Origin of the sequence: Mesorhizobium sp. CO1-1-11 (assembly GCF_020164995.1) — a bacterium.
Classification (GTDB): domain Bacteria; phylum Pseudomonadota; class Alphaproteobacteria; order Rhizobiales; family Rhizobiaceae; genus Mesorhizobium; species Mesorhizobium australicum.
The window spans coordinates 26,443-51,731 of sequence record NZ_JAIUHE010000013.1 but is presented as its reverse complement, the minus strand read 5'-3'; the positions used below and the strand labels follow the sequence as shown (position 1 = coordinate 51,731).

Sequence of the window (25,289 nt, the reverse complement as noted above, 5' to 3'; positions counted from 1 at the left end):
TATGGTATGGTGCGGGCCAGCATTTCCAAACCATGGCATTTCCAACCAAAGGGGTCGATGCGGCATGAGCGTGATGGTCAAGGAAAGCCCGATCAGCGAAACGGACATGGTCGCCGAGGCCGAGAAGGCACTTGCCGACATCTCCAGGATCCGTGACGGGGTTGGCCGGGTGATCTTCGGCCAGGAGAACGTCGTCGAGCGTACGCTGGTGGCGCTGCTGGCCGGCGGCCATGCGCTTCTGGTCGGTGTGCCGGGCCTCGCCAAGACCAAGCTGGTGGAGACGTTGGGCGTCGTGCTCGGGCTCGATTCGCGCCGCATCCAGTTCACGCCCGACCTGATGCCGTCCGACATTCTCGGCTCCGAGGTCATGGAGCAGGACGAGACCGGCAAGCGCTCGTTCCGCTTCATTTCCGGGCCGATCTTCGCCCAGCTGCTGATGGCCGACGAGATCAACCGCGCCTCGCCGCGCACGCAGTCGGCGCTGCTGCAGGCGATGCAGGAATATCATGTCACCATTGCCGGCGCGCGCTATGACCTGCCTTCCCCCTTCCATGTGCTGGCGACGCAGAACCCGCTGGAGCAGGAAGGCACCTATCCGCTGCCCGAAGCCCAGCTCGACCGCTTCTTGATGCAGGTCGACATCTTGTACCCCGAAATCGAGGCCGAGCGCCGCATCCTGCTGGAAACCACCGGCGTCGAGGACGCGAAAGCCCAGAACGTGCTGCAGCCGGCGCGGCTGAAGGAGATCCAGACACTGATCCGCCGCATGCCGGTACCCGAAAGCGTCGTCGAGGCGATCCTTACCCTGGTGCGCTCGGCGCGTCCGGGCCAGGGCAATGCCGACACGGACAAGCATGTCGCGTGGGGTCCGGGCCCGCGCGCCAGCCAGGCGCTGATGCTGTGCACCAGGGCCCGCGCGCTCTACGACGGACGCCTGGCGCCTTCGGTCGACGATGTCAGGGCGCTGGCCGAACCGGTGCTGCAGCATCGCATGGCGCTGACTTTCGCCGCCCGCGCGGAGGGCACCAGCGTGCGCGACGTGGTGGCGAAGCTTGTGAAAGGCATTTGATGGCGCGTATCGGCGAAGTCCAGGCCCCGGCAGCGACGCGCGATGCGCTCGCCCGAGGCCGGTTGCGGGCTTCGCTGGTTCCCGACCTGCTGGTCGAGGCGCGCCGTATCGTCAACACCGTGATCGCCGGCTGGCATGGCCGCCGCAAGCGCGGCATCGGCGAGAATTTCTGGCAGTTCCGGCCCTACGTCGAAGGCGACGCCTCGCGCATCGACTGGCGCCGCTCGGCCCGCGACGACCACACCTATGTGCGCGACCGTGAATGGGAAGCCGCCCACACCGTCTGGCTGTGGGCCGACCCCTCGCCGTCCATGCTCTACAAATCGACGGGAGCCGGCGTTTCCAAGCAATCGCGCGCCCTGGTGCTGACCTTGGCCATGGCCGAGCTTTTGTCACGCAGCGGCGAACGCATCGCCTGGCCTGATCTGACCGATCCATTCACCGCTCGCAACGGCGCCGAGCGCATCGCCGCCCAGCTCATGCATGCCGGCGAACTGCCGGCAAAACCCGATCTCTCCAACATCAGGCGCTTCTGCGACATCGTCATCGCCAGCGATTTCCTCGACCCCGTCGAGGAAACCATGGCCTGGCTCGACGTGCTCGCCCGCCATGGCGTGCGCGCCCATCTGATCGAGGTTGCCGACCCGGCCGAGGAAACCTTCCCCTATGCCGGCCGCACCGAGTTCACCGATCCCGAGACCGGCGACAAGCTGACCGCCGGCCGCGCCGAGATGCTGGCCGATGAATACCGCCTGCTCTACACCGCTCGCCGCCAGGAGCTGGCCGGCTGGTGCAAGCGGCTTGGCTGGAGCTTTACCGTCAACCATACCGACCGGCTCGCGTCCGACGCGCTGGTGCGCCTGCACATGGCGATGACCGCCGATGGCGGGCATGCCGGTATCATTGCCGGCGATCAGCCCAGGCTGATCGCCAAGGGCGATCAGCCTGGAAAGGCGGTCGCATGAGCTGGCTGCCGCTCTCCTTCGGTGCCCCCATGGTGCTGTGGGGCCTGCTGGCGCTACCGGTGATCTGGTGGCTGCTCAGGCTCACCCCGCCCAAGCCACAGACCGAGGTGTTCCCGCCGCTGAAGATCCTGGCCCGTGTGCTCAAGCGTGAGGAAACCCCACAGCGCAGCCCCTGGTGGCTGACGCTGCTCAGGCTTCTGATGGCTGCCCTCGTCGTCGCGGCATTGGCCGAACCGGTGTTCAACCCGCGCGAAAAGCTGCCGGCCGAGGGTGCCGCGCTTGCCCTGGTCATCGACAATGATTGGGCGAGTGCCGCCGACTGGAACAAGCGTGTCGCCACCGCCGAGCGGCTGATCAAGGACGCCGGCTCGAATGGCGTGCCTGTTATCATCGCCTTCACCGCCGAAAAGCCCAATGCGGAGATGGGCCCCTTCGATGCCGCCGCCGCGCTCGACCGGCTGCGCGCCGCCAAGCCGCGGCCGATCCCCACCGACCGGCCCGCCGTCTATGCCCGCGTCGCCGGCATGCTGGAAACCTTGCCAGGCGCCAGCGTCGCCGTGCTGGCCGATGGCCTGGCGGCAAAGGGCGACGAGGCCGCCTTCAACACGCTGTTGTCGAAAAATGCCGCCCGAATCGCCTGGGCGGTGGCCGACCGGCTGTCGCTGACTGGCCTGACATCAGCCGAAAACCAGGTTGATGGCTTTGGTTTGACCGCCATCCGCGCGCCCGGCGATCCCGCCCCGGCGCAGGTCACCGCCGGCGCATTCGACGACAAGGGCCGCCGCATCGCCGATGCGACCCTGACCTTCGCGCCGGGCGAAGCCACGGCCACCGGCACCATGGCGGTGCCGTTCGAATTGCGCAACGACTTCGCCTCGATCGCGCTCGATGGCGAACGGCATGCCGGTGCCGTGCGCGTGCTCGACGAAAGCTCCAAACGCCGCCGCGTCGGGCTGTTGTCGCAAGCCGAGGCCGACCAGGCGCAGCCGCTTCTGTCGCCGCTCTACTACATCAGGCGCGCGCTGCAGCCCTTCGCCGATCTGGTCGAGCCCTCCAGCGCCGATCTCGCTGACGCCATCCCGCAGATCCTCGACCAGAAGCCGGCGATGATCGTCATGGCCGATATCGGCACCATTCCCGCACAGGTCCGGCAAAGACTGGTCGACTGGGTCGACAATGGCGGCACGCTCGTGCGTTTCGCCGGCTCGCGGCTGGCCGCTGCCGGCAATGACGACGATTTGCTGCCGGTCCGCCTGCGCACCGGCGAGCGTTCGCTCGGCGGCGCGCTGTCATGGACCTCGCCGCAGCCGGTCACCGAATTTCCCAAGGCCGGCCCGTTCGCCGACCTGGCGCCGCCGACCGAGGTCACGGTGACCAGGCAGGTGCTGGCCGAACCGACACCCGACATCGTCGAGCGCACCTGGGCGGCCCTCGCCGACGGCACGCCGCTGGTGACCGGGCTGAAGAAGGGCAAGGGCACGCTGGTGCTGTTCCATGTCACCCCCGAGGCGACGTGGTCGAACCTGCCGATCTCGGGCAGTTTCGTGGAGATGCTGCGCCGCATCGTGCAATTGTCGCGCAACCAGGGCGCGGCGATCGCCAATGCCGAAGCCGCAGCCACGTCGCTGGCGCCCTATCGGATGATCGCGGCCGACGGCTCGCTGGTGCCGCCGACACCGGATGCACGGCCGCTGGTGCCGGGCGCAGGACCACTGCCGGTCACCTTCGAGAACCCGCCTGGCCTCTACGGCTCGGAAACCGGCGTCTTCGCCCACAATCTGCTCGACGCCTCAAGCACCTTCGCCCCGCTGGCGCGCCCGCAAGTGACGGTCCCGGTTACCACCGTCCAGTACGCCTTCGATGAATCGCGCAACCTGAAGGGCGCGCTGGTCGCGGCGGCTCTGTTGCTGATGCTGCTCGACACGCTGGCGGTGTTGTGGATGGGCGGCCTGTTTTCGCGCCAGCCCCGCCGTGCCGGTGCGGGCGCCACCACAGCCGCTGTCTTGATCGCGCTTGGCGCACTGTTCGGCCATGCCGATGTCGCGCGCGCCGATGATGCCAAGCCGGGCGACCAGGTTGCTATCGAGGCGATTTCGAAAACCCGCATCGCTTATGTGCTGACAGGCGTCCCGGGTGTCGATTCGATCAGCCGCGCCGGGCTCGAGGGTCTGACCCGCTTCCTGATCGAGAAGACCGCCTTGGAACCGGGGGCGCCGGCCGGCGTCGACATTTCGAAGGACGAACTGTCCTTCTATCCCCTGATCTACTGGCCGATCGATCCGGCGGCACCGATGCCAAGCCAGGCCGCGATCGCCCGCATCGACGCCTATATGCAGCAGGGCGGCACCGTGCTGTTCGACACCCGCGATCAGTTCGCCAACGGCATCGGTGCCGATTCCACCAGCCCGGCGACCGAGCGGCTGCGCGACATCCTCGGCAACTTGAACGTGCCGCCACTGGAGCCGGTGCCGTCGGACCATGTGCTGACCAAATCCTTCTTCATCCTGCCCGAGTTCCCCGGCCGCTTCGCCGGCAGCCCGCTCTGGGTCGAGGCATCGCTCGATGCCAGCAATGCCGACAACCGGCCGGTGCGCACCGGCGACGGCGTATCGCCGATCATGATCACCGCCAATGATTTCGCCGGCGCCTGGGCGGTTGACGAGAATGGCGATCCGCTGCTGCCGACCGTACCGAACGATCCGATGCAGCGGGTCTACGCGCTGCGCGCCGGCGTCAACATCATGATGTACATGCTGACCGGCAACTACAAATCCGACCAGGTGCATGTTCCCATCCTGCTCGAACGGCTGGGGCAGTAGGATGACGTTCTTACTCCCCACGGCGGGTCAACTCTCTCCACAACGGAGAGGATGAAGCATGAACTGGTCGATCTCCTTCGAACCGCTTCTATCCTGGCCGCTTCTGGCCCTGGTGCTGGTACCGTTGGCGCTGCTGGCGCTCGTCGGCCTGTGGTTTCGCCAGCGCGGCGCGGTCCTGCGCCTGGTCGCCCTGCTGGCGCTCGCCGCCGCCCTCTTCAACCCCGTATTCCTCAACGAGGAGCGCGAGCCGCTGAAAAGCGTCGTCGCGCTGGTCGTCGACCGCAGCCAGAGCCAGGACATTGGCGACCGCACCAGGCAGACCGACGAGGCCGTGGCCGGGTTGCAGCAGCGTCTTGGCCGCTTCAAGCAGTTCGACGTCCGTGTCGTCGAGGCCGGCAAATCCGACGCCGCCGAGGAGCGCACGGAAACGCGGCTGTTCGGAGCGCTGGAAGGCGCCTTCCGCGACGTGCCGCCCTCGCGCATCGGCGGCGCCATCATGGTCACCGACGGCGAGGTGCATGACACGCCGTCGGGCACGCCCGAGTTCAACGCCCCGCTGCATGCCCTGATCACCGGCAACGACCATGAGAAGGACCGCCGTATACGTTTCGAGAACGCGCCGCGTTTCGGCCTCGTCGGCAAGCCGCTCGACATGAGCTATCGCGTCATCTCGACCGAAAACGAGACCGGACCGGTCGATGTGCGGGTCTCGGTCAATGGCGAGCAGGTTTCGGTCGAGCATGCCACGGTCGGCCAGGCCATGCCGCTGCAGGTGACCATCCCGGGTGCTGGCCGCAACATCATCGAACTTGCCATCGACCGTGAGCCGGGCGAACTGACCGACACCAACAACCGCGCCATCGCGCTGGTCGACGGCATCCGCGAGAACCTGCGCGTTCTGCTCGTTTCGGGCGAACCGCATGCGGGCGAGCGCACCTGGCGCAATCTGTTGAAATCCGACGCCTCGGTCGATCTCGTCCATTTCACAATCCTGCGGCCGCCGGAAAAGCAGGACGGCACGCCGATCAACGAATTGTCGCTGATTGCCTTCCCGACCCGCGAGCTGTTCGTCGAGAAGATCAAGGATTTCGACCTCATCATCTTCGACCGCTACCAGCACCGCGACGTGCTGCCGATCCTCTATTACGATTACATCTCCGAATATGTCGAAAAGGGCGGCGCGCTGCTGATCGCCGCCGGTCCCGAATATGCCGGCGAGGCTTCGATCGCACGCACGCCGCTGATGTCGGCGCTGCCGGCCATGCCGACCGGCGAGGTCGTCGACAAGGCCTTTTATCCTCGCCTCACCGAACTCGGTCAGCGTCACCCGGTGACGCGCGGCCTCGACGGTTCGGCCACCGAGCCGCCGCACTGGAGCCGCTGGTTCCGCACCATCGGCGTGCAGAACCCGCAGGGTGAAGTGGTGATGAAGGGCGCCGACAACCGGCCGCTGCTGCTGCTCGACCGCAAGGGCGAAGGCCGCGTCGGCATGCTTCTGTCCGACCAGGGCTGGCTGTGGGCGCGCGGCTTCGAGGGCGGCGGCCCGCATGTCCAGCTCTACCGGCGCATCGCCCATTGGCTGATGAAGGAGCCCGAACTCGAGGAAGAGCGGCTGACCGCCGAGGGACGCGGCATGGTGCTGGAGATCCGCCGCCAGACCATGGCCGACGATCCCGGCCCGGCGCAGATCATCACCCCTTCCGGCAAGACGCTCGCCGTCAAGCTCGACAAGTCCGAGCCCGGCGTCTTCCTCGGCAGCGTCCAGACCAGCGAGATCGGCCTCTTCCAGGTTGCCAATGGCGATCTCACCGCGCTTGCCCATGTCGGACCGGTCAACGCTCCGGAATTCGCCGACGTCGTCTCCACGCAGGAGCGGCTGAAGGCGCCGGCGGAAGCTACCGGCGGCAGCGTGCGCCGGCTGGCGTCTGCCACGGGCAGCGACGTGACGCTGCCTTCCATCGTGCCGGTGCGCTCGGCCGGCGAGGCGTCGGGCAGCGACTGGATCGGCCTGCGCACCACCGACGACAGTGTGCTCAAGGCCGTGTCGCGCGTGCCGCTGTTCGGCGGCTTCCTCGGCCTCGGCCTGTTGCTCCTGGCGATGGGTTCGATGTGGTACCGCGAGGGACGGTAGAGCGGTGCGCTCTTTCTTTCTCCCCGTGTAGTGACGTGGAGAAAGACGCCGTCGCGAATGGTTTCGCCAATTGTCGAAACCAAGGCTATGACGAGCCCCTCCTCACTCCTCCGGTTCCGTCGTGAACAGCAGCGGGTAGCCCTTGGCCTTGCCGGCATCGGTGGCCCGTGTCGCCTTGGTCTCGGCGACATCCCGGGTGAAGACCGCGACCACGCAGACGCCACGCTGGTGCGCGGTGATCATGACCCGGTGCGCCTGGTCCTCCGAGAGCTTGAACTCGCCCTTCAGCACCGTCACCACGAATTCGCGCGGCGTGAAATCGTCATTGACGAGGATGACCTTGTAGAGCTTCGGCCGCTCTGTCTGCGGCTTGACCTTGGTGCGCGGTTTTGTGGTGATTTCAGGCATTCGAACCGACTGTTTTCGCGATCAGCTTAAGTCCGCATTTTGCCACGGGCGGCAGTGATCGTCCATTTACGGACCGTCGGCGGGCGGGCCCGGTCCTTCAGGATCATGTGGGGAATTGTCGGTCGCGGTTCAACGGCCCTGACGGCCGAAGACGCGGCGCGTTGGGTCGGCATCCGCCCGGCGTTCCAGCCATGCCGCGATCGGCCATCCGGCAACACAGATCAGCGTCACGCCGGCGAGCACGATCAAAAGCCATGCCTGCACCGGCGTGATGTAATCCCAGTTGCTGGAAATCGCCGGTGCGAACAGCGAAGGCTCGGTGCGCCCGCTTGCAGGGTCCGGCACGGGGCTGGCGGTGAGCAGAATCAGCACCCTGGCGACGCCGGTGGCAACCAGGCCGCCAATCACCATGGAGCGAAAAATGGACGAAAGCCGCTTCTTCATGCGGATTGTCCTACAGGGCCGGCATTGCAAACGGGTTAAGCACGATCGAGATGCGTGGCTGGAAGCCGCCGGCGTTCAGCTCTTCGATCATGCCTTGGCAGAAGGCCGCCCCAGCCGGTTTGCGGCTGGGGCGGCCTTGCTAGAACTAACCTCGAAGCTGATCAGGGCTTCTTGGGAGCAGCCTTCGCCGGGGCCGCCTTCGCGGGAGCCGCCATCGCGGGGGCCTTCTTGACCGGGCACTTGTGCTTCTTGGTCACCTTGCAGACGGTCTTCTTGGCGACCTTCTTCGGAGCGGCCTTGGCCGGAGCAGTGGTCGTCGCGGCAGCAGCCGGAGCGGTGGTCGTGGTGGCAGCGGCCGGGGCAGCGGTCGTGGTCGCGGCAGCGTTGCCGAGAACGGGCATCGAGAAGGCGAGAGCGACGGCGAGACCAAGGGCGGACAGGAGGGATTTTTTCATGGCTTCGTTTTCCTTTTTTGTGCGGGTCGTTTGAGTGTCACTGGACCGGGTCGTTCGGTGTCACTCCAAGCAACTTCAAAGCATTGGCGAGCATCCGGATGCCCTGCGCCTGTTTCTTGGCGGCGCAGTACCGGTTACCCTTTCTCTGAAGTGCCTTTGCCGCGGTGACCTGCGTTGCCGTGGCATGGGTTTCGAGGGCTTCATCAAATTGGTGGCTGAGATTGGCGCACCGTTCGCTCCGGGTCAGCGGCGCCTTTGCGTCTGATTGGTCGACAGCGGCAGTGAGCAGGCCAAGGCCCAGCAAAACTCCCAACAAACTGATCGACAATCTTGGCATCGGTTTATCCGTGAACCCGGAGACTAGCGTCGCAGCCGATGACCTGACCGCCACGGCACCGTTATGCCGGCCTACCTTTTCAGGAGTTTTTCCCGATTGTAGAATTTTGTTTCTGGATTGTGTCTGGCCGGGCCACGCCAAGCTGGCCGTTGTGGAGAAGGCGGAATTCATTCTTCCTTGAAAAGCAAGGCACTGGCCAACATACGGCCCGAATTCTATCGTGTGGCTCACCAGCCAAGAATGGCGTGGCCGGCAAACCAGACAGGGCAGCTGTGAAATCCGAGACACACATACTGATCGTCGACGACGACAAGGGCATTCGCGACCTGCTTCAGGAGTTCTTCCAGAAGCGGGGCCTGCACACCTCGGTTGCCGCCGACGGGACCGAGATGGAAACCATCCTGCGCCGCACGCAGGTGGATCTGATCGTGCTCGACGTGATGCTGCCCGGCAGGAGCGGGCTGGAACTGTGCCGTGACATCCGCGCCCAGCATACGACGCCGATCATCATGCTGACCGCCGTCACCGAGACGACCGACCGCGTCGTCGGGCTCGAGATGGGCGCCGACGACTATGTGCCCAAACCCTTCGACCCGCGCGAATTGCTGGCCCGCATCCGCGCCGTGCTTCGGCGCAATGGCGCCGCCGAGCCCAAGCGCGCCACCACCAAGCAGATTTACCACTTCGCCGGCTGGACGATGGACTGCTCGCGGCGGCGGCTGACCGCGCCCGACGATGTCAGGGTCGAACTGACCATGGCTGAGTTCAACCTCCTGCAGACCTTCGTCAAGAGCGCCCAGCGCGTGCTGACCCGCGATCAGCTCATCGAACTGTCCGGCGGCGACAGCGACTATTCCTTCGACCGCAGCATCGACATCCTTGTCTCCAGGCTGCGGCGCAAGATGGAAGATGATCCCAAGACGCCCAAACTGATCCTCACCGTGCGCAGCGGCGGCTACCAGTTCCTGCCCGAGACGACCTCCGAATGAGACGTTTCCTGCCGCAGACCTTGCCTGTCTGGGTGCTGCTGATCGTCATTGCCGGCCTGCTGATCAGTCAGGTCGCGACGCTTTATATCGTATCGCGCGACCGCGCCGCCGCCAATGACGTGGTCGACCTCTACCGCCTCAACGACCGCGCCTTCTCGCTCGTGCAGCTGATGCACGACGCCACGCCGGAGGAGCGCAAGGCGACGGCGACCGGGCTGTTCAACTCCACCTACGCGCTCACCGTCTCGGACACGCCCGCCGTCACCTCCTCGATCGCCGGCGACGACGAACTGGCCGAACTGGAAGACATTCTCGTCGGCCGATTGTCCAAGTTCGGTATCACCGACGCGCGCGTGCGGCGCGATCCGGCGACGCGCGAAGCCGACGATGCCGGCGGCGCGGCACCGGGACCCGAGATCGGCCAGGTCGAGCGGGATCTTCTGGTGCTGGCCGCCGATTTCGCCCAGAGCGACAAGCTGACGGCTTCGCTGCGCTTCGCCGACGGCCAATGGCTGAATTTCACCGAACCGATCACGCCCGTCGGCCCGATCCTGAGCGTCGATAGCCTGCCGCTCTATTCGCTGATCGCGGGGCTGGTGGTGATCATGTCGATCTGGTCGCTGCGCCGGCTGACCGCGCCCTACCGGATGATGGAAACCGCCGTAAACCGGATCGGCAACGACCTCAAGAGCTCGCCGATCGCCGAGAGCGGCAGCCGCGAGGTACGCGCCGCCGCCAAGGCGATCAACGCCATGCAGGCGAGGCTGCGCGAATATGTCGAGGATCGTGAGCACCTGGCGGCGGCCCTCGCGCACGACCTGCGCACGCCGATGACCAGGATGCGGCTGCGCCTGGAGCTGTTGCGCAGATCACCGGCGCGCCAGGCGCTCGCCCACGATCTCGCCGACATCGAAAGCATCGCGAGTTCCGTGATAGACTTCGCCAAATTCGAGGTCACGGAAGAGAAGGCCGAACGGATCGATTTCTGGTCGCTCGTCGAATCGGTCGCCGACAGCTACGAGACCGTGTCCTTCGACAATGACGACGTCCGTTCGCGAGGCCTGATCTGCATGGCGCGGCCGGTGGCTCTCAAGCGCTGCGTCACCAATCTGGTGCAGAACGCCGTCACCTACGGCAAGCAGGCGCATCTCAGCCTCAGCCGCTTGGACGGCACGATCACGCTCGCCATCCGTGACGAGGGACCGGGCATTCCCCAGGCCCAGATCGACGCCGTCTTCGGCTCCTTCGTGCGTCTCGAACAGTCCCGCAACCGCCAGACCGGCGGTCTCGGGCTGGGGCTGACCATTGCCCGCAACATCGCGCGCGCGGCGGGCGGCGAAGTGCGCCTGTCCAACCATCCAGACGGCGGCCTGCTGACCGAGTTGCGCCTGCCGATGGCGGCTTAGGACATAGCCGCCTGAAGCGCGTCGCGCCGAAGCGGATCAGGCGCCGCGCTTCAGTCTTCGTTTTTGTGCATGTCGTCTTCCCAAAACCGAGGTCACTTTTGGGCGACATGCATCAGCGCCGCAGCACCGCGCTCAGCACGTCGCGGATGCCGATCGCGCCGACGAAGCGCGACTGGTCGTCGAACAGCGCCACGGGTGCGGTCTGCGACCGGTGCATGGCCAGCATCACGGTCTTCAGCGAGGTGCCGGGATTGGCCCAGAACACTTGCGCCAACTCCTCCGGCTGGCCCTCGACATCGGCGCAGGACACCCATACGGCCGGCTTGCCGTCGCGCTCGGCCGCCGCCACCAGCCCGTGCTCGTCGATCTTGAAGCGCGTCGTTTTGCGCCGGTCGAGCCACACCCAGCCGTCCTTGCCCTGTTCGAGATCGCGGCGGTCGCGCATCACGTTCCAGGCGGTCAGCACCGAGAGCGGGTTCACATTGGCGATGAAGTCGCGGACATAATCGTTGGCGGGGCGCAGCACGATGTCTTCCGGCGCGCCGGTCTGGACGATACGGCCGCCCTCCATGATAGTGATGTGGCTGCCGATCTTCAGTGCCTCCTCGAGATCGTGGCTGACGAAGATGATGGTCTTCTTCAATTCCGCCTGCAGCTGCAGAAGTTCGTCCTGCAGCTTGGTGCGGATCAGCGGGTCGAGGGCCGAGAACGGCTCGTCCATCAACAGGATAGGCGCCTCGGTGGCGAAGGCACGCGCCAGGCCGACGCGCTGCTGCATGCCGCCCGACAGCTCATGGGCGTATTTGTTCGACCATTGGTCGAGATTGACCAGCTTGAGCTGGCGATGCACCCGCTCCTTGCGCTCGGCGTCCGGCACGCCGGCGAGTTCGAGGCCGAGCCCGACATTCTCCTCCACCGTGCGCCATGGCAGCAGGCCGAACTGCTGGAACACCATTGCCACCTGCTTCTGGCGGAGCCGCCGCAGGGTCGGCTCGTCGCAGGTGACGACATCGACCGTGCGGTCACCGTCCTTCACCAGCACCTGGCCGCGCGACACCACGTTGAGCCGGTTGACCGCGCGAAGCAGCGTCGACTTGCCCGAACCGGACAGGCCCATCAGCACCGAGATCTCGCCTTCATGCACGGTGAGGCTGGCGCCGGCGCAGCCGAGCACATTGCCGGTCTTCTCGAGGATTTCGGCCCGGGTGGCGCCCTTGTCGATCATCGCCAGCGAGCCGGCCTGGTCGGCGCCGAAGACGATATCGACATTCCTGAAATCGACGGCGACGGTCATTTCTTGCCTCCAACGCCAATGCGGGTCATCCGGTCGAGCACGATGGCGAGCACGACGATGGCGAGACCGGCCTCAAGGCCCAGATCGATGCGGCGCGAACCGAGCGCCCGGTTGATTTCCGTGCCGAGCCCGCCGGCGCCGATCAGGGCCGCGAACACCACCATCGACAGCGACAGCATGATCGACTGCGTCAGACCGGCCATGATGGTGGGCAGCGCCGAGGGCAGCTCGACCTTCCACAACAGCTGGCTCTTGGTGGCGCCGAAGGCCTCGCCGGCCTCGATGATCGACTTCGGTACCGAGACGACGCCGAGATGGGTGAGCCGGACCGCGGTCGGGATGACGAAGATGATGGTGACGATCAGGCCGGGCGCGTTGCCAAGGCCGAACAGGGTCAGCACCGGGATCAGGTAGACGAAGGTCGGCAGCGTCTGCATCAGGTCGAGCACCGGCAGCATGATGCGATAGACCTTCGGCTTGTGCGCGGCCCAGATGCCGAGCGGCACGCCGATCGCCATCGCCGCCGCCGCCGCCGCGACAACCAGCACCAGCGTCTGCACCGTCTGTTTCCAAAGGTTCTGGTTGATGATGAAGATCAGCCCGATGAAAACGCCAATGGCGAGCGGCCGCGAACGCTGCAGCAGCCAGGCGATGACGGCAATCACCAAAGCGAGCAGCACCGGCGGCACCATCAGCAGGATGTTGACCAGCCCGTCGAGCAGAAAATTGAGGCCATTCGAGAACGCCCTGAAGACGGTGTCGAAATTGTCGGTAAGGAAACCGAAGAACGCCTTTCCCCAGGCGCCGATCGGGATCTTGTGATCGACCATGAACTTGGAAATCGGATCCATCTCACCCCTCGTTTGCCAGAGCTCTGCCTTCGGCCCCGTACTGTCGCGACGTCATCTTGTCACAGGATACGAAAAAGGGCAGCCTTTTCCACAAAGACTGCCCTCTGTTTCGGTCACGCCGAAATCAAAGTCGGCTCAGCTTCCGAGCGCGGTCTTGACCGCCGCCGCAGCGTCGCCGCCGTCGAAGGTGGTCACGCCGGCGATCCACGGCTTGACCGCATCCGGGTTTTTCTTCAACCAGTCGGTTGCCACCTTGTTGGCATCGCTGCCCTTCAGGATGGCGTCCATCATCTGGCCTTCCATATCCAGATTGAACTTCAGGTTGGCGATGAACTTGCCGACATTCGGGCACTCGCTCATGTAGCCCTTGCGCACATTGGTCGAGACGGTGGCCGCGCCGAAACCGCTGTCGCCCATGCCGTCGAGATAGGTGATCTTCATGGCGCCCATCACCGGATGCGGCGTCCAGCCGAGGAAGGCGATCCACTCATTGCTCTTCATCGACTGCTCGGCTTGCGTCAGCATGCCGGCCTCCGAGGATTCGACCAGTTCGAACCCGTCGAGATTGTCCTTCGGGTTCTTGATCATGTCGAGGATGATGCGATTGCCGTCATTGCCGGCCTCGATGCCGTAGATCTTGCCGTTGAACTTGTCCTTGAACTTGCCGAGGTCGGTCAGCGACTTGACGCCGGCATCCGCGACATAGGTCGGCACGACGATGCCGTAACCGGCGCCGGCCAGGTTCTGGCTGACGGTCTCGACCGAACCGTCGGCCGTATAATCCTTGATGTCATTGGTCATCGACGGCATCCAGTTGCCGAGGAAGACGTCGAGGTCCTTGTTCTTCAGCGACGCATAGGTCACCGGAACCGAGAGCTGGATCACCTGCGGCTCGTAGCCGAGCGCGGTGAGCAGCACCGAGGCCAGCCCGGTGGTGGCCTGGATGTCGGTCCAGCCGACATCGGAGAGGCGAACCGCCTTGCAGCTTGCCGGATCGCCGGCGAAGGCGGCGCTCGTGGACAGGAAAGCCGCCAAGCCTAGCCCGGCGACGAAGGAATTCATGCGCGACATCTGTATTCTCCCATTTCGATTCTTTGGCGAAGCGAAGTTACGGTTTTTGTGCCCGCCTTGTTTCGTCAGCCAAACACCATTCTGGAGTGGTTTCAAGCGCTAAGACAATCACGATCAACGGCGCTGGCTGGCCCATCAGCGACACAGCTGACGCTTTCCGCGCCGAGCCCAAGCGCAATCTGCCTCGGCAATGGCGGCTTTTTCAGGGGAATGCGGCGCCGGCCCCTCCCCGAGGCCTGGCAAGTCGGCTTAAAAGAGCGGCATGGCCAAGCTTTACTTCCACTACGCGACGATGAATGCCGGCAAGACGACCATGCTGTTGCAGGCGTCGTACAATTACCGCGAGCGCGGCATGACGACGATGCTGTTCGTCGCCGGCCACTACCGCAAGGGTGACACCGGCCTGATCTCGTCGCGCATCGGGCTGGAAACGGAAGCCGAGATGTTCCGCGACGGCGACGACCTGTTCGCCCGCGTCGCCGAGCATCACCAGCACACGGCGGTGCATTGCATCTTTGTCGACGAGGCGCAGTTCCTGGAGGAGGAGCAGGTCTGGCAGCTTGCCCGCATCGCCGACCGGCTCAACATCCCGGTCATGTGCTATGGCCTGCGCACCGATTTCCAGGGAAAGCTGTTTCCCGGCTCGCGCGCGCTGCTGGCGATCGCCGACGATCTGCGCGAAGTGCGCACGATCTGCCGCTGCGGCCGCAAGGCGACGATGGTCGTGCGCCTCGGTCCCGACGGCAAGGTGGCCAGGCAGGGCGAACAGGTGGCGATCGGCAAGGACGTCTATGTCTCGCTCTGCCGCCGGCATTGGGAAGAGGAAATGGGCCGCGCGGCACCTGACGACTTCATCGGCTTTATCAGCCGCTGAATGGGGCTCGCTGGGGCGTCGGCGTGGGTAGCTGGCTGCCACCTCTTGTCGGCCGCGCCGTTCTATGGTGCCTTTGTTAAGGCCAGCGCCCTATTTTCCCACCCTCAGCCAGAGCCTCCCGGGGTCAGCCATGCTTCGAGCCGCCTTGTCCGCCAGCCTTCTTTTGCTTGCCACCTCCGTTACCGCCCGGGCCGGGGGCGATCCTGTGCTGGGCAAACATGTTTTCAACCGATGCATGGCCTGCCATGAGGCGGCGTCCGACCGCGACAAGGTCGGCCCGCATCTGATGGGCGTCGTCGGCCGCAAGGCGGGAACCGCCGAAAGCTTCCTCGGGCATTATTCGGACGCCATGAAGAGCGCGGGTGCTGCCGGCCTCCTCTGGGACGAGGCAAATCTTGCCGAATACCTCAGATCGCCCAAGCTGAAGGTGCCCGGCAACAGGATGGCCTTTGGCGGCCTCAGCAATGACGACGACATCGCCAACGTCATCGCCTATCTGAAGGCCGACCCCAAACCCTGAGCAGACGCCGTTCGTCGTCGGAAGGGCCAACTTGTGCCGCCGTGTGGGGCTGCAAATGGCCAGTTGTTGTCGAGTTTAGGAGCCATTCGCTTCCGCGTGGATGGATTGCTTTGCCGGCATGAAAGTTCAAAATCAGCTGAACAAGGCTTGGCCTGCCAGTTGATCACGCCATGACCACGGCTCCATTGCCTTTCAAGGGTTCGGCCGGATATTTGTTTTCGCGCCACCCACTGTCTTCACGTCTTTCAATCCCCTGATACCCCACATATATTCGCCGCTGTTCGCAACCAGCGAGCGGAAGCCGAAGCGGGAGGCCCCTATGGCGACATTGCAGAATTTCGATGCCGAAATTGCCAAGACCAAGCAGGTCGTCCAGGACATGCGCACCAAGATCGAGCAATCCGGCACCGTGCTCGACACGCTCGCAACCGCCGACAAGAAGATCGGCGACGCCAATTTCGACATCGAGAACGCCCGCATTGAGGATGTGCTGAAGCAGCAGAAGGTGATGGAAGGCAACATCGCCGACCTGATCATCGGGCTGGAGGACGCCACCAACGTCTTCGGCGCCGAGTTCGAGAGCATGAAGAACTATACCGGCTGGGAAAACTTCGTCGGCGTTTTTTCGGCGCAGCGCAAGCAGCGCATGCGCACCGATCGCGTCCGCAACATGTCGCTCGCCGGCAACCTGCAGGAGCTGCTGGCCAAGTCCGATACCATCGTCGGCATATTGAAGGCGCAGAAGGAAATTCTCGACCAGCGCTACAAGACCTCCGAGGCCAGCCTGTCGCAGGTGATCGAGCGCCGCAAGATCACCATGACCAACCTCGAAACCGTGCAGAAGCGCATCGAGGAGCTCAATCCGATGCTGCTCGACATCGAAAACAGGATCGCCGCCTCGACCAGCCAGAAAGACCGCACGCAGCTCGAGGGCGAGCGTTCCAAGCTCGCCACCGAATACAATGAAAAGCAGGCGAAGGAGCAGGAGCTGCTGGCCGAAAGCCAGACGCTGGAGCGCTATACTTCGATGTTCCAGACCTTCGTCGATTCGCTCAACAACCAGATCGCCGCGCAGTCGACGCTGATCAACAAGCTGACCATCGATACCGAACAGCGCATCGTGCTCTACAAGGCGCTCGAGGACTCGCTGAAGACGGCCGCCCAGCAGGACGTCGCCCACAAGATCAACACGCTGGGCAGCCAGGTCGACAACACGGCCGAGGAAACCATGGCCGGCATCGGCGCCGCCTCGCAGAAGCACATCGGCGATCTCTTGGAGATGCACGAGAAGAACATGGTCGCCAGCGCCGACATCCAGCGCCGCAAGAAGCTGGCCGACGATGCCTTTGCCCGCCGCTTCGACGAGGTGCTGAAGAAGCACAATTCGGCCAACTACGTGCAGTCATAATTGCCGCGCACACCGGTGCGACAATCCCAGGACTGACAGCATGACCCCCGAAAACGACGCCGCGGCGCGGTATTTCTCGGCAATCATGGCCGCGCTCAGCGGCCTTGAAGTGTTCATGCGCGACGACCGCTCGCCGCTTTACCGGCACGGCATCGTCGCCAAGATCGTTGCCGAGTACATCGCCCGGCTCGACAAGTCCTTTTCCTGCTGGCGCAACCGGCTGGGCTTCATGGACACGTTCCGCATTTCGCGCGCCGAGAGCGGCTACCCGGTGTTCCAGAACCTGCTTGAACTGGAAAACGACCGCCTGCAGGCCGAAGCCCGGCTCGCCAACATCCCCCAGGCCGGCGAGCTGCGCGAGGAGATGGCCGACTTCATCCTACGCCACAAGGAGTTCCCCGAGGCGCTGCAGAAATCGATGGCCGAGCGGCTCTATCTCGAAGACGTCAAGAGCGAGCAGACCTTCGGTCCGTTCACGCTGGCGCAGACGGCCAAGGTGTCGGTCAATCCGAAGACGGCGCGGCCTTATTACCTCGTCCACTGGGCAAGCTTCGACGGCAGCGCCAACCTGCCTCTGGTCTACATGGTGACGGTGGAGGATTCCTCGGAAAGCATGGTCCGCCAGCTGGTCGACCGGAGCGGCAAGCTCAACGACAAGGTCGACATTCCGCTGCCCGTCGAGGGCCTGCTCAACCCCGAGCTTGCCCACCGCTTCGACGATTTCACCGAGAAGAATTCAGCCTATACGCTGTCGCCGGCGACCATCGCGGTCAATCTCGACAAGGATTTCGAGCCATTGCACCCCAAGCAGCTGAGGCGTGTGGTGCTTGGCCCCTTCTACTCGGCAGGCATCACCGACAACAACTCGACGGTGACGGAAGTGCTGGCCAAGGTGCGCAAGCCCGAAAATGCCTGGCTTTTGACCTGGACCATCCAGGAAGTCTATTCCAAAGGCGAGAAGCCCGGCCGCAAGGGCCTGTTCTCCAGCGAGAAGACGACGCAGGAATTCTTCATCAACACCGACGACCTGGAAGCCGCCCGCCAGGGCGTGTCGAGCTACGAAAACCACGCGCTGATCCCGCACGAAGCCTACCAGGCGCTTTACGCCGCCGGCGAAGCACAGAAGATCTTTGGCGGCTACAAGGTTCACATCCTATCGAATGGGCAGGTCATCTCAGACGTCTGACCGTCACACCACGGAGCACCCTTCATGGACACCGGCCTGACCACCATCCCGGAAGCGGCTATCGAAAAACACCGCGCCACCGCGCAGAGCTTCATCACCCGCATCGTCGTGCTGGAGGATCCATCGCGCGAATCCGGTACGGCATTGGCCGGCACCAACCGCCGCTTCGTCTCCACCGTCTCGGTCGGTTCGGTGCGCCGCACCCGCGAGGTCGAGCTGTCGAAGACGGTCGGCGCCGTTCATCCCGACGACCAGTTGCTGACCATCCCGCAGCACACGCTGCTCTTTCGCGCCCGGCGCGGCACGGCGATCGCGCTGGCGGTATCGGACGTCTTCGCCGAAGGCTCCGATCTCGAAAGCCTGCAGGCCAGGAACACCCGCGCGCCGCTCGAAGGCGACGAGGCGTCCACCTTCAAGAAACTGCTGTCGGCTTCGGCCTATATTTCGGCCTTCAGCCTCGCCTCGTATCTGTTCCAGCTCATCGACGGCGGCGGCGAGGCGCCGAACGATATCCCCGAGCCGGACTTCCTGTTCGACACGCCCCAGGATGCGGTGAAATCGATCCTGGCCGGCCTCGACAAGGCGATAGCGGGCTCGACGGACGACGGCGACCTGACGACCAGGGCGCGCGCCTTCGCCCGCGTCGCCATCGACGGGCTTTTGGCGCGCAAAAGCCGCTTCGACGGCATCGGCCCGTTCGAGAACGCCCATATCCGCATCGACGCCGACGACTTCACCCTCGACGGCTTCGACGTCGCGCCCGGCAAGCGCTCCAAGCCGCTGGTGATGACCTTCAAGAAACCGGAAGAGGTCGTCGGCAACCACATCGCCAAATACCAGTCGGTCAAGCTCGCCAAGATGCTGATGGCCTATGATTTCGAGCGTGAACTGAACCCGTTCGTCGAGCTCGGCGGCTTCCTGTTCACCTTCATCGGCGACGGCGCGCCCGGCACCGGCAAGACGACGCTGATCCAGATGATCGCCGGCCTCGTCAACGGCTATTGCCAGGTCGCCGGCTATCCCTTTGCCTATGAAAATTTCGGCGTCGACCAGATTTCGTCCTACCAAGGCAAGTCTGGCCAGAACTGCCGCCAGTTCATCAACAATGTGTTGAACCCGCGCGTCATCGGCTTCGGCACCATCGACGACATCGACCAGGTGGCCGCCCGCCGTTCCGACGACCGCGCATCGGCCGGCCAGCAGGAGATCACCGGCGTGCTGATGGACGCCTTCGCCGGTGCTGCCACCGTGGTGCGTGGCAATTGCTCGTTCGGCATGTTTTCCAACTATCCCGAAAATGTCGACGATGCGCTGCGCCAGCGCGCCGGCGCCCGCTGGCTGGTCGACGGGCCGCAGACCCGAGACGACTATATCGACATTTTCGTGCTGCTCGCCGGCAAGAACCACGAAATCCCCCTGGGCAAGCACGAACTCTACGCCGCGCAGGAGATCCAGCGCGCCGTGACCGAAGCCTATGAAGAGCATGAAAAGCCGCGGGAGGACGGACTGGTGCGGGTCTACGAGCGCTATATGAAGGAAAATGGCGCGCCCAGGACCATGGCCGACATCGGCACCTACCTGCACCTGATCAAGGACGCCGAGCCGCGCTTCACCGGCCGCGCCATCAAGAACGTCACCGACGCCATCAAGATGCGTGCCATGGACATCGAGCTTCCCGACGACTGGTTCGAAAAGCCGGAAGCTTTCATGCACAAGAGCTACGACGACAAGAAGGCGATGATCGAGGAATTGCGCGGGCCGTTCTCGCTTGCCATGGTCATGCAGGAGATCAACCGCTACGCCGATTCCGAGTTCCGCTATTCCGACAAATCCGACGATGCCGCGGTGGAGAAGCTGCTGCGCGACGCAAGGCTGCGCGAACGCGCGGCGCGTGAGATGGAGGAGATGAAGAAGAAGGGTCTGTGGAATGCGTGAGGCGAGCTCTTCTTCCTTCTCCCCGTTCACGGGGAGAAGGTGCCCGAAGGGCGGATGAGGGGCAGCGCCATGCGTGGTGGAAACGAGCCCAAGGTGGCAAGAGCCCGCGAGCTTCGGAAAATCGAGAATGATGCCGAGGAAAAGCTCTGGCATGAACTGCGTGGGCGACGATTGAATGGCCACAAATTCATTCGCCAACTGCCCATCGGGCCCTATTTCGCCGACTTTGCCTGTCGTGAGGCTAATCTGGTCGTGGAGGTCGATGGCAGCCAGCATGCAGGTGGATCCCGGGATCGCTACAGGGACGAAACGATGAACGCTAATGGTTGGTCGGTATTGAGGATTTGGCACGCTGATGTTTTGAGCGGCCGAAAGAGCGTATTGGAGACCATCGTTGCGGCCGTGGATGGTCGGCTGAACAAGAAGATGATTGGCATCGACGCGAAGTTTCTGCCTTCAATCTTGGAGACGAGATGATGAGCGTTTGCGCCGCCCCTCATCCGCCCTTCGGGCACCTTCTCCCCGTGAACGGGGAGAAGGCAAGATGAGCAAAAAACCCGACCTCCTGCGCGACAACGAACTCATCTACGGCCGGCTGCTCACGGTCGACGAGCCGCATCTCATCCAGCGCTACAACAAGGCGCTGGAAGCTTTCGGCCTCAAGCCCACCAGGCTGAAGAGTTTCCAGATCGACCGCACCGGCTTTTCGCCCGAAGTGGCCGAGGAGTGTGGCGACTACGATTATCTGGATCCCAACGAGGTCAACCGCCGCTTCATCATCCTGACGCCGTCGCAGATCGACCTGCCGGTGGTGCACACGGCCTTCTCGAATACCTCGCAGCTGATGTTCGAATTCATGTCCAGGAACCAGCGCGCCATAGACGCGCTGACCATCAAGGACGTGATCTACGGCGAGATGGAGGATTCCGTTCCCAAGGTCAACGACATCGAGGACCTGCTGTCGATCAGCCAGGTCGAGTTCAAGGTGCTGTCGGCCGAGGACGTGCTGGGCAAGGCGGCCGAGCTCGGCAAGCTCGTCGACCGGCTGAAGCAGGAGCCCGACGCCTGGCGCGACAATGCCATGCTGACCCGCATGGTGGAACTCGCCAAGGTCTGCGGCGACATCAGGGAGAACGCGCTGGTGCCCGACCAGGTGATCTTCCGCCACAACGCCTACTGGACCAGCCATTTCGGCGGCCTCTACGTCTTCGTCGATCCCGACATGACGACGGTGATCAGCGATCCGGCGGCTCCAGGTTTCCGCCGCTCGCGGCCCTGGCAGGTGAGCTATCTCTCCATCAAGGACGCCGACAAGGTGTTCAAATTCCTGGCCGCCACCGGCCGCATCGAACTGCCGCGCGCCTCCTGGATCGAAACCTCGGGCTATCTCGAGCACCGCGCTGAAATGGTCGTGCGCGCGCTGATCCGCGACGCCGAGCCCAACCGCAATTTGACCGACGTCGACAAGGTCTGGCTGCAGACCTGGATCCAGGGCCATGCCGACCTGATCACCAGGGACGGCAATTTTCCCTTCCTCAACGCCGCCAAGCGCGAGATCGCCCAGTTCGGCCACCTCAAGATCGAGGACGTCTTCCCGCAGCAGCGCTTCCTGGTGGTCCGCGCCAAGCCTGATCATCCCGACGCCTGGCTGACCAACCGGCTGATCTCGGATTTCGTGCCGTCGGACTTCGTGTCGCGCTACATCTTCAACAAGGACGGCTTCTACAAGGACTATGACGGCTTCAGCGACGCTTGGCGATCGCATGTTGTGGACGTTCTGAAAACCACATATTTGAAGGAAAAGGTGGCGTTTCGCACACGCCTCTACGGCCTGACCGACTAGAATGATATGAACCGTCATTCCGTTCTAACTTGTTGTTTTGGTGCATGATGTTATCCAAAAAGCCTGCAACTTTTTGGCATCGTGCTGAGGGGGTGATACAGCCATGCTCGACCCGATCGTGAACTTCTTCGTCAAGCTGTTCCAGTGGATCGGCCGCGGCATCGGCCTTCTGATCGGCGTGATCCTGTGGCCCTTCTTGTGGGCCGGCCGCTGGTACACGCAGCGCGGCTGGATCCTGAAGGCCGTCGTCGGGCTGGCTCTTTTGGTGCTGATCGGCCTTTACGCCAACTTCTTCTACGCCACCCAGTGGTGGAACAGGTTCAACCCGAACTACCCGGACACCTATACGTTCGAGAAGCGCAACGTTTCCGCCGGTGAACAGGTGGCCGCCGGCGCCGGCACCGACACGGCCAAGACTTGCGGCAACTCCGGCATCGCCCAGGTGGCGGCGGACCTGACTGACTTCAACGTCAACCAGAATGCCTGGATCTCGTCGATGATCCTCTACAAGCTCGGCCTGTTCGGCATTGACTGGGACAACACCCCGTGGATGGACAACAAGGCCTCTTTCCAGCGCGGCATCAACCAGGCGGTGCGACGCACGGCGACCGAACTTGCCGACAATCTCGGCCGCGTGCGCACCACCTCGCAGATCGATGCCGACCTGCAGGACGCGCGTGGCAATCTGCAGTTCGACGAGTATACCTGGTATTTCGGCGTGAGCCCGTTTGGACCGAAGACACCGACGCCGAGCTACTATCGCGACGCCGTGCGCAAGCTGCGTTCGTTCAATGCCCGGCTCGCCACCTGCCAGGCCACTTTCGATGCCCGCGCCGACAATCTGAAGCAGTATATCGATCGCATCGCCAGTGACATCGGCTCGACCTCCGCCATCCTCAAGGAGCGTGCCGAGAACCACAACAATGGCTGGTTCGACACCCGCGCCGACGACCGCTACTGGTTCGCCTATGGCCAGCTCTATGCCTATTACGGCCTGATGAAGGGCGCCCAGGCCGACTTCGAGGACGTCATCAAGGAAAAGCACCTGCAGAGCCTGTGGGATACGATGGACGCGCAGTTCGTGTCGGCCCTGCGCATCCAGCCCTTCATCATCGCCAATGGCCGCGAGGACGGCTGGCTGCTGCCCACCCATCTGACGACGATGGGCTTCTACGTGCTTCGGGTGCGCTCGAACATGGTTGAAATCAGCAACGTGCTGACGCAGTAGCGCTGTCCCACGGCAACACTCGCGATGGCGGATTTGCGTCGTCGCGTCTGTCGCATTCCGTGCATTGTGCGGCTGTTTTGAGACGGCGGAAGCGCCCCTGCTCTGGCTTCTATACGGCGCGGCAAGCGGAGCCATAAAGAACCGGGAATAGGTCGGCCGCCGCAGAGGAATTTTCTCTATAGGAAACATAGTTGCATGAAAGTTGACGCCGCCGCAGCGACAGGGTTAGATGCCCTGCGCGTCCGGCTCCAGCCTTCTTGCGAGTAAGATCAACCCCGTCCCCTCCACCGTCCAATCCAGAGGAACGCCGTCATGGCCGAAGTGAAGTCCGACATCGAGATCGCGCGTGGCGCCAGGAAAAAGCAGATCCAGGAGATCGGCCAGAAGATCGGCATCCCAACCGAACATCTGCTGCCCTACGGCCACGACAAGGCCAAGATTTCGGCCGAGTTCATCAAGTCGGTGAAGGGCAACAGGGACGGCAAGCTGATCCTCGTCACCGCCATCAACCCGACCCCGGCCGGCGAAGGCAAGACCACCACCACCGTCGGCCTCGGTGACGGTCTGAACCGCATCGGCAAGAAGGCGATCGTCTGCATCCGTGAAGCTTCGCTCGGCCCGAATTTCGGCGTCAAGGGCGGAGCCGCCGGCGGCGGTTACGCGCAGGTCGTGCCGATGGAGGACATGAACCTCCACTTCACCGGCGACTTCCACGCCATCACCACGGCGCACAACCTTTTGTCGGCCCTGATCGACAACCACATCTACTGGGGTAATGAACTCGGCATCGACACCCGCCGCGTGGTGTGGCGCCGCGTCATGGACATGAACGACCGGGCGCTGCGCGAGATCATCTGCTCACTCGGCGGCGTCGCCAACGGCTTTCCGCGCGAAGCCGGCTTCGACATCACCGTCGCCTCGGAAGTGATGGCGATCCTCTGCCTCGCCACCGACCTGAAGGACCTGGAAAAACGCCTCGGCGACATCATCGTCGCCTATCGCCGCGACAAGTCGGCGGTCTATGCCCGCGACCTCAAGGCCGATGGCGCCATGGCCGTCCTGCTCAAGGACGCCATGCAGCCCAATCTGGTGCAGACGCTGGAGAACAACCCGGCCTTCGTGCATGGCGGCCCGTTCGCCAACATCGCGCATGGCTGCAATTCGGTCGTCGCCACCACGACGGCACTCAAGCTTGCCGACTACGTCGTCACCGAAGCCGGTTTTGGTGCTGATCTGGGTGCCGAAAAGTTCTTCGACATCAAGTGCCGCAAGGCCGGGCTGAAGCCGGCCGCCACCGTCATCGTCGCCACCGTGCGCGCCATGAAGATGAATGGCGGCGTCAAGAAGGAAGACCTTGGCAAGGAGAATATCGAAGCCGTCAGGAAGGGCTGCCCGAACCTTGGACGCCACATCGAGAACATCAGGCAGTTCGGCGTCCCGGCGGTCGTTGCCATCAACCACTTCTATTCCGACACCGACGCCGAGATCCAGGCGCTCAAGGACTATGTCGCCTCGATGGGCGAGGAAGCGATCCTGTGCAAGCACTGGGCCAACGGCTCCGCCGGCATCGAGGAGCTTGCCAACAAGGTGGTGGCGCTCGCCGAATCCGGCGCCTCGCAGTTCGCGCCACTCTATCCCGACTCCATGCCGCTGTTCGAGAAAATCAACACCATCGTTCAGCGCATCTATCGCGGCTCGGAAGCCATCGCCGACAAATCGGTGCGCGACCAGTTGAAGGCCTGGGAGGATGCCGGTTACGGCAACCTTCCGGTCTGCATGGCCAAGACACAGTACTCGTTCTCGACCGACCCGAACCTGCGCGGCGCGCCGACCGGCCACACCGTGCCGGTGCGCGAGGTCAGGCTGTCCGCCGGCGCCGGCTTCGTCGTCATCATCTGCGGCGAGGTCATGACCATGCCTGGCCTGCCGAGCAAGCCGTCGTCGGAAAAGATCTTCCTCAACGAGGCCGGCCAGATCGAAGGCCTGTTCTGATCTTCATCTCGACAAGAACAAGAAGGGCGCCGCATCGCCGCAGCGCCCTTCTCGTTTGCGGATC

At 63.8% G+C, this 25,289-nt stretch carries 22 protein-coding genes; 15 read left to right on the top strand and 7 right to left on the bottom strand.

Annotated features, from left to right (window positions below; all coding sequences use genetic code 11):
- The first annotated feature begins 64 nt into the window (after nt 1-64).
- Genes LB554_RS16790 through LB554_RS16775 form a run of 4 tightly spaced genes read left to right on the top strand, consistent with a single transcriptional unit; the run spans nt 65 to nt 6,984 of the window.
- Nucleotides 65-1,069, top strand: a complete 1,005-nt coding sequence (locus LB554_RS16790) for an AAA family ATPase (RefSeq protein WP_023770308.1) — start codon at nt 65-67, stop codon at nt 1,067-1,069.
- On the top strand, nt 1,069-2,034 hold the full coding sequence (locus LB554_RS16785; protein WP_140617678.1) for a DUF58 domain-containing protein: 966 nt from the start codon (nt 1,069-1,071) through the stop codon (nt 2,032-2,034). The genes LB554_RS16790 and LB554_RS16785 overlap by 1 nt, the downstream gene beginning before the upstream one ends.
- Complete coding sequence (locus LB554_RS16780) at nt 2,031-4,853, top strand: DUF4159 domain-containing protein (RefSeq protein WP_224585721.1); 2,823 nt, start codon at nt 2,031-2,033, stop codon at nt 4,851-4,853. The genes LB554_RS16785 and LB554_RS16780 overlap by 4 nt, the downstream gene beginning before the upstream one ends.
- A gap of 58 nt (nt 4,854-4,911) precedes the next feature.
- Entirely contained in the window at nt 4,912-6,984 is a 2,073-nt protein-coding gene (locus LB554_RS16775) for a hypothetical protein (protein ID WP_224585718.1), read from the top strand.
- A gap of 102 nt (nt 6,985-7,086) precedes the next feature.
- On the opposite strand, the gene clpS is transcribed toward LB554_RS16775, so the two are convergent.
- The 4 genes from clpS to LB554_RS16755 all read right to left on the bottom strand — a co-directional run bounded on the left by clpS (nt 7,087) and on the right by LB554_RS16755 (nt 8,628).
- Nucleotides 7,087-7,392, bottom strand: coding sequence for an ATP-dependent Clp protease adapter ClpS (clpS, locus tag LB554_RS16770; protein WP_015316053.1), 306 nt, complete (start codon nt 7,390-7,392; stop codon nt 7,087-7,089).
- Nucleotides 7,393-7,521: 129 nt separating this feature from the next.
- Complete coding sequence (locus LB554_RS16765; RefSeq protein ID WP_140665118.1) at nt 7,522-7,836, bottom strand: hypothetical protein; 315 nt, start codon at nt 7,834-7,836, stop codon at nt 7,522-7,524.
- A gap of 161 nt (nt 7,837-7,997) precedes the next feature.
- A complete protein-coding gene (locus LB554_RS16760; protein WP_140617674.1) occupies nt 7,998-8,291 on the bottom strand; it encodes a hypothetical protein in 294 nt (97 codons plus the stop codon).
- A gap of 37 nt (nt 8,292-8,328) precedes the next feature.
- Nucleotides 8,329-8,628 carry a hypothetical protein gene (locus tag LB554_RS16755; RefSeq protein WP_015316050.1) on the bottom strand — a complete coding sequence of 100 codons (300 nt, stop codon included), beginning with the start codon at nt 8,626-8,628 and terminating at the stop codon, nt 8,329-8,331.
- Between the two features lie 272 nt (nt 8,629-8,900).
- Here LB554_RS16755 and LB554_RS16750 point away from each other — a divergent pair, with 272 nt between their 5' ends.
- The gene (locus LB554_RS16750; protein WP_224585716.1) at nt 8,901-9,617 is read left to right on the top strand and encodes a response regulator; all 717 of its coding nucleotides are present in this window, start codon (nt 8,901-8,903) and stop codon (nt 9,615-9,617) included.
- Nucleotides 9,614-11,023, top strand: coding sequence for an ATP-binding protein (locus LB554_RS16745; RefSeq protein ID WP_140721663.1), 1,410 nt, complete (start codon nt 9,614-9,616; stop codon nt 11,021-11,023). Before LB554_RS16750 ends, LB554_RS16745 begins: the two co-directional genes overlap by 4 nt.
- 112 nt (nt 11,024-11,135) lie before the next feature.
- On the opposite strand, the gene choV is transcribed toward LB554_RS16745, so the two are convergent.
- The 3 genes from choV to LB554_RS16730 form a co-directional block, all read right to left on the bottom strand.
- A complete protein-coding gene (choV, locus tag LB554_RS16740; protein WP_015316047.1) occupies nt 11,136-12,317 on the bottom strand; it encodes a choline ABC transporter ATP-binding protein in 1,182 nt (393 codons plus the stop codon).
- Entirely contained in the window at nt 12,314-13,168 is an 855-nt protein-coding gene (choW, locus tag LB554_RS16735; RefSeq protein ID WP_140665124.1) for a choline ABC transporter permease subunit, read from the bottom strand. The genes choV and choW overlap by 4 nt, the downstream gene beginning before the upstream one ends.
- A gap of 135 nt (nt 13,169-13,303) precedes the next feature.
- On the bottom strand, nt 13,304-14,239 hold the full coding sequence (locus LB554_RS16730; RefSeq protein WP_015316045.1) for a choline ABC transporter substrate-binding protein: 936 nt from the start codon (nt 14,237-14,239) through the stop codon (nt 13,304-13,306).
- A 262-nt stretch (nt 14,240-14,501) separates the two neighbouring features.
- Between LB554_RS16730 and LB554_RS16725 the strand changes: the two genes are divergently transcribed.
- The 9 genes from LB554_RS16725 to LB554_RS16685 all read left to right on the top strand — a co-directional run bounded on the left by LB554_RS16725 (nt 14,502) and on the right by LB554_RS16685 (nt 25,225).
- Complete coding sequence (locus tag LB554_RS16725; protein WP_140617670.1) at nt 14,502-15,113, top strand: thymidine kinase; 612 nt, start codon at nt 14,502-14,504, stop codon at nt 15,111-15,113.
- Nucleotides 15,114-15,243: 130 nt separating this feature from the next.
- The gene (locus tag LB554_RS16720; RefSeq protein ID WP_140875383.1) at nt 15,244-15,633 is read left to right on the top strand and encodes a c-type cytochrome; all 390 of its coding nucleotides are present in this window, start codon (nt 15,244-15,246) and stop codon (nt 15,631-15,633) included.
- A 319-nt stretch (nt 15,634-15,952) separates the two neighbouring features.
- A complete protein-coding gene (locus LB554_RS16715; RefSeq protein ID WP_140665129.1) occupies nt 15,953-17,041 on the top strand; it encodes a hypothetical protein in 1,089 nt (362 codons plus the stop codon).
- A 40-nt stretch (nt 17,042-17,081) separates the two neighbouring features.
- Nucleotides 17,082-18,227 (top strand): hypothetical protein, encoded by a 1,146-nt coding sequence (locus tag LB554_RS16710; RefSeq protein ID WP_224585713.1) that lies wholly within the window; start codon nt 17,082-17,084, stop codon nt 18,225-18,227.
- A 24-nt stretch (nt 18,228-18,251) separates the two neighbouring features.
- Nucleotides 18,252-20,162, top strand: coding sequence for an AAA family ATPase (locus tag LB554_RS16705; protein ID WP_224585712.1), 1,911 nt, complete (start codon nt 18,252-18,254; stop codon nt 20,160-20,162).
- A gap of 69 nt (nt 20,163-20,231) precedes the next feature.
- On the top strand, nt 20,232-20,639 hold the full coding sequence (locus tag LB554_RS16700) for an endonuclease domain-containing protein (protein ID WP_015316039.1): 408 nt from the start codon (nt 20,232-20,234) through the stop codon (nt 20,637-20,639).
- 67 nt (nt 20,640-20,706) lie between these two features.
- On the top strand, nt 20,707-22,005 hold the full coding sequence (locus tag LB554_RS16695) for a DUF6638 family protein (RefSeq protein WP_224585710.1): 1,299 nt from the start codon (nt 20,707-20,709) through the stop codon (nt 22,003-22,005).
- A gap of 103 nt (nt 22,006-22,108) precedes the next feature.
- A complete protein-coding gene (locus LB554_RS16690; protein ID WP_015316037.1) occupies nt 22,109-23,233 on the top strand; it encodes a DUF2333 family protein in 1,125 nt (374 codons plus the stop codon).
- A gap of 312 nt (nt 23,234-23,545) precedes the next feature.
- Complete coding sequence (locus tag LB554_RS16685; RefSeq protein WP_140823199.1) at nt 23,546-25,225, top strand: formate--tetrahydrofolate ligase; 1,680 nt, start codon at nt 23,546-23,548, stop codon at nt 25,223-25,225.
- Nucleotides 25,226-25,289 lie beyond the last annotated feature (64 nt).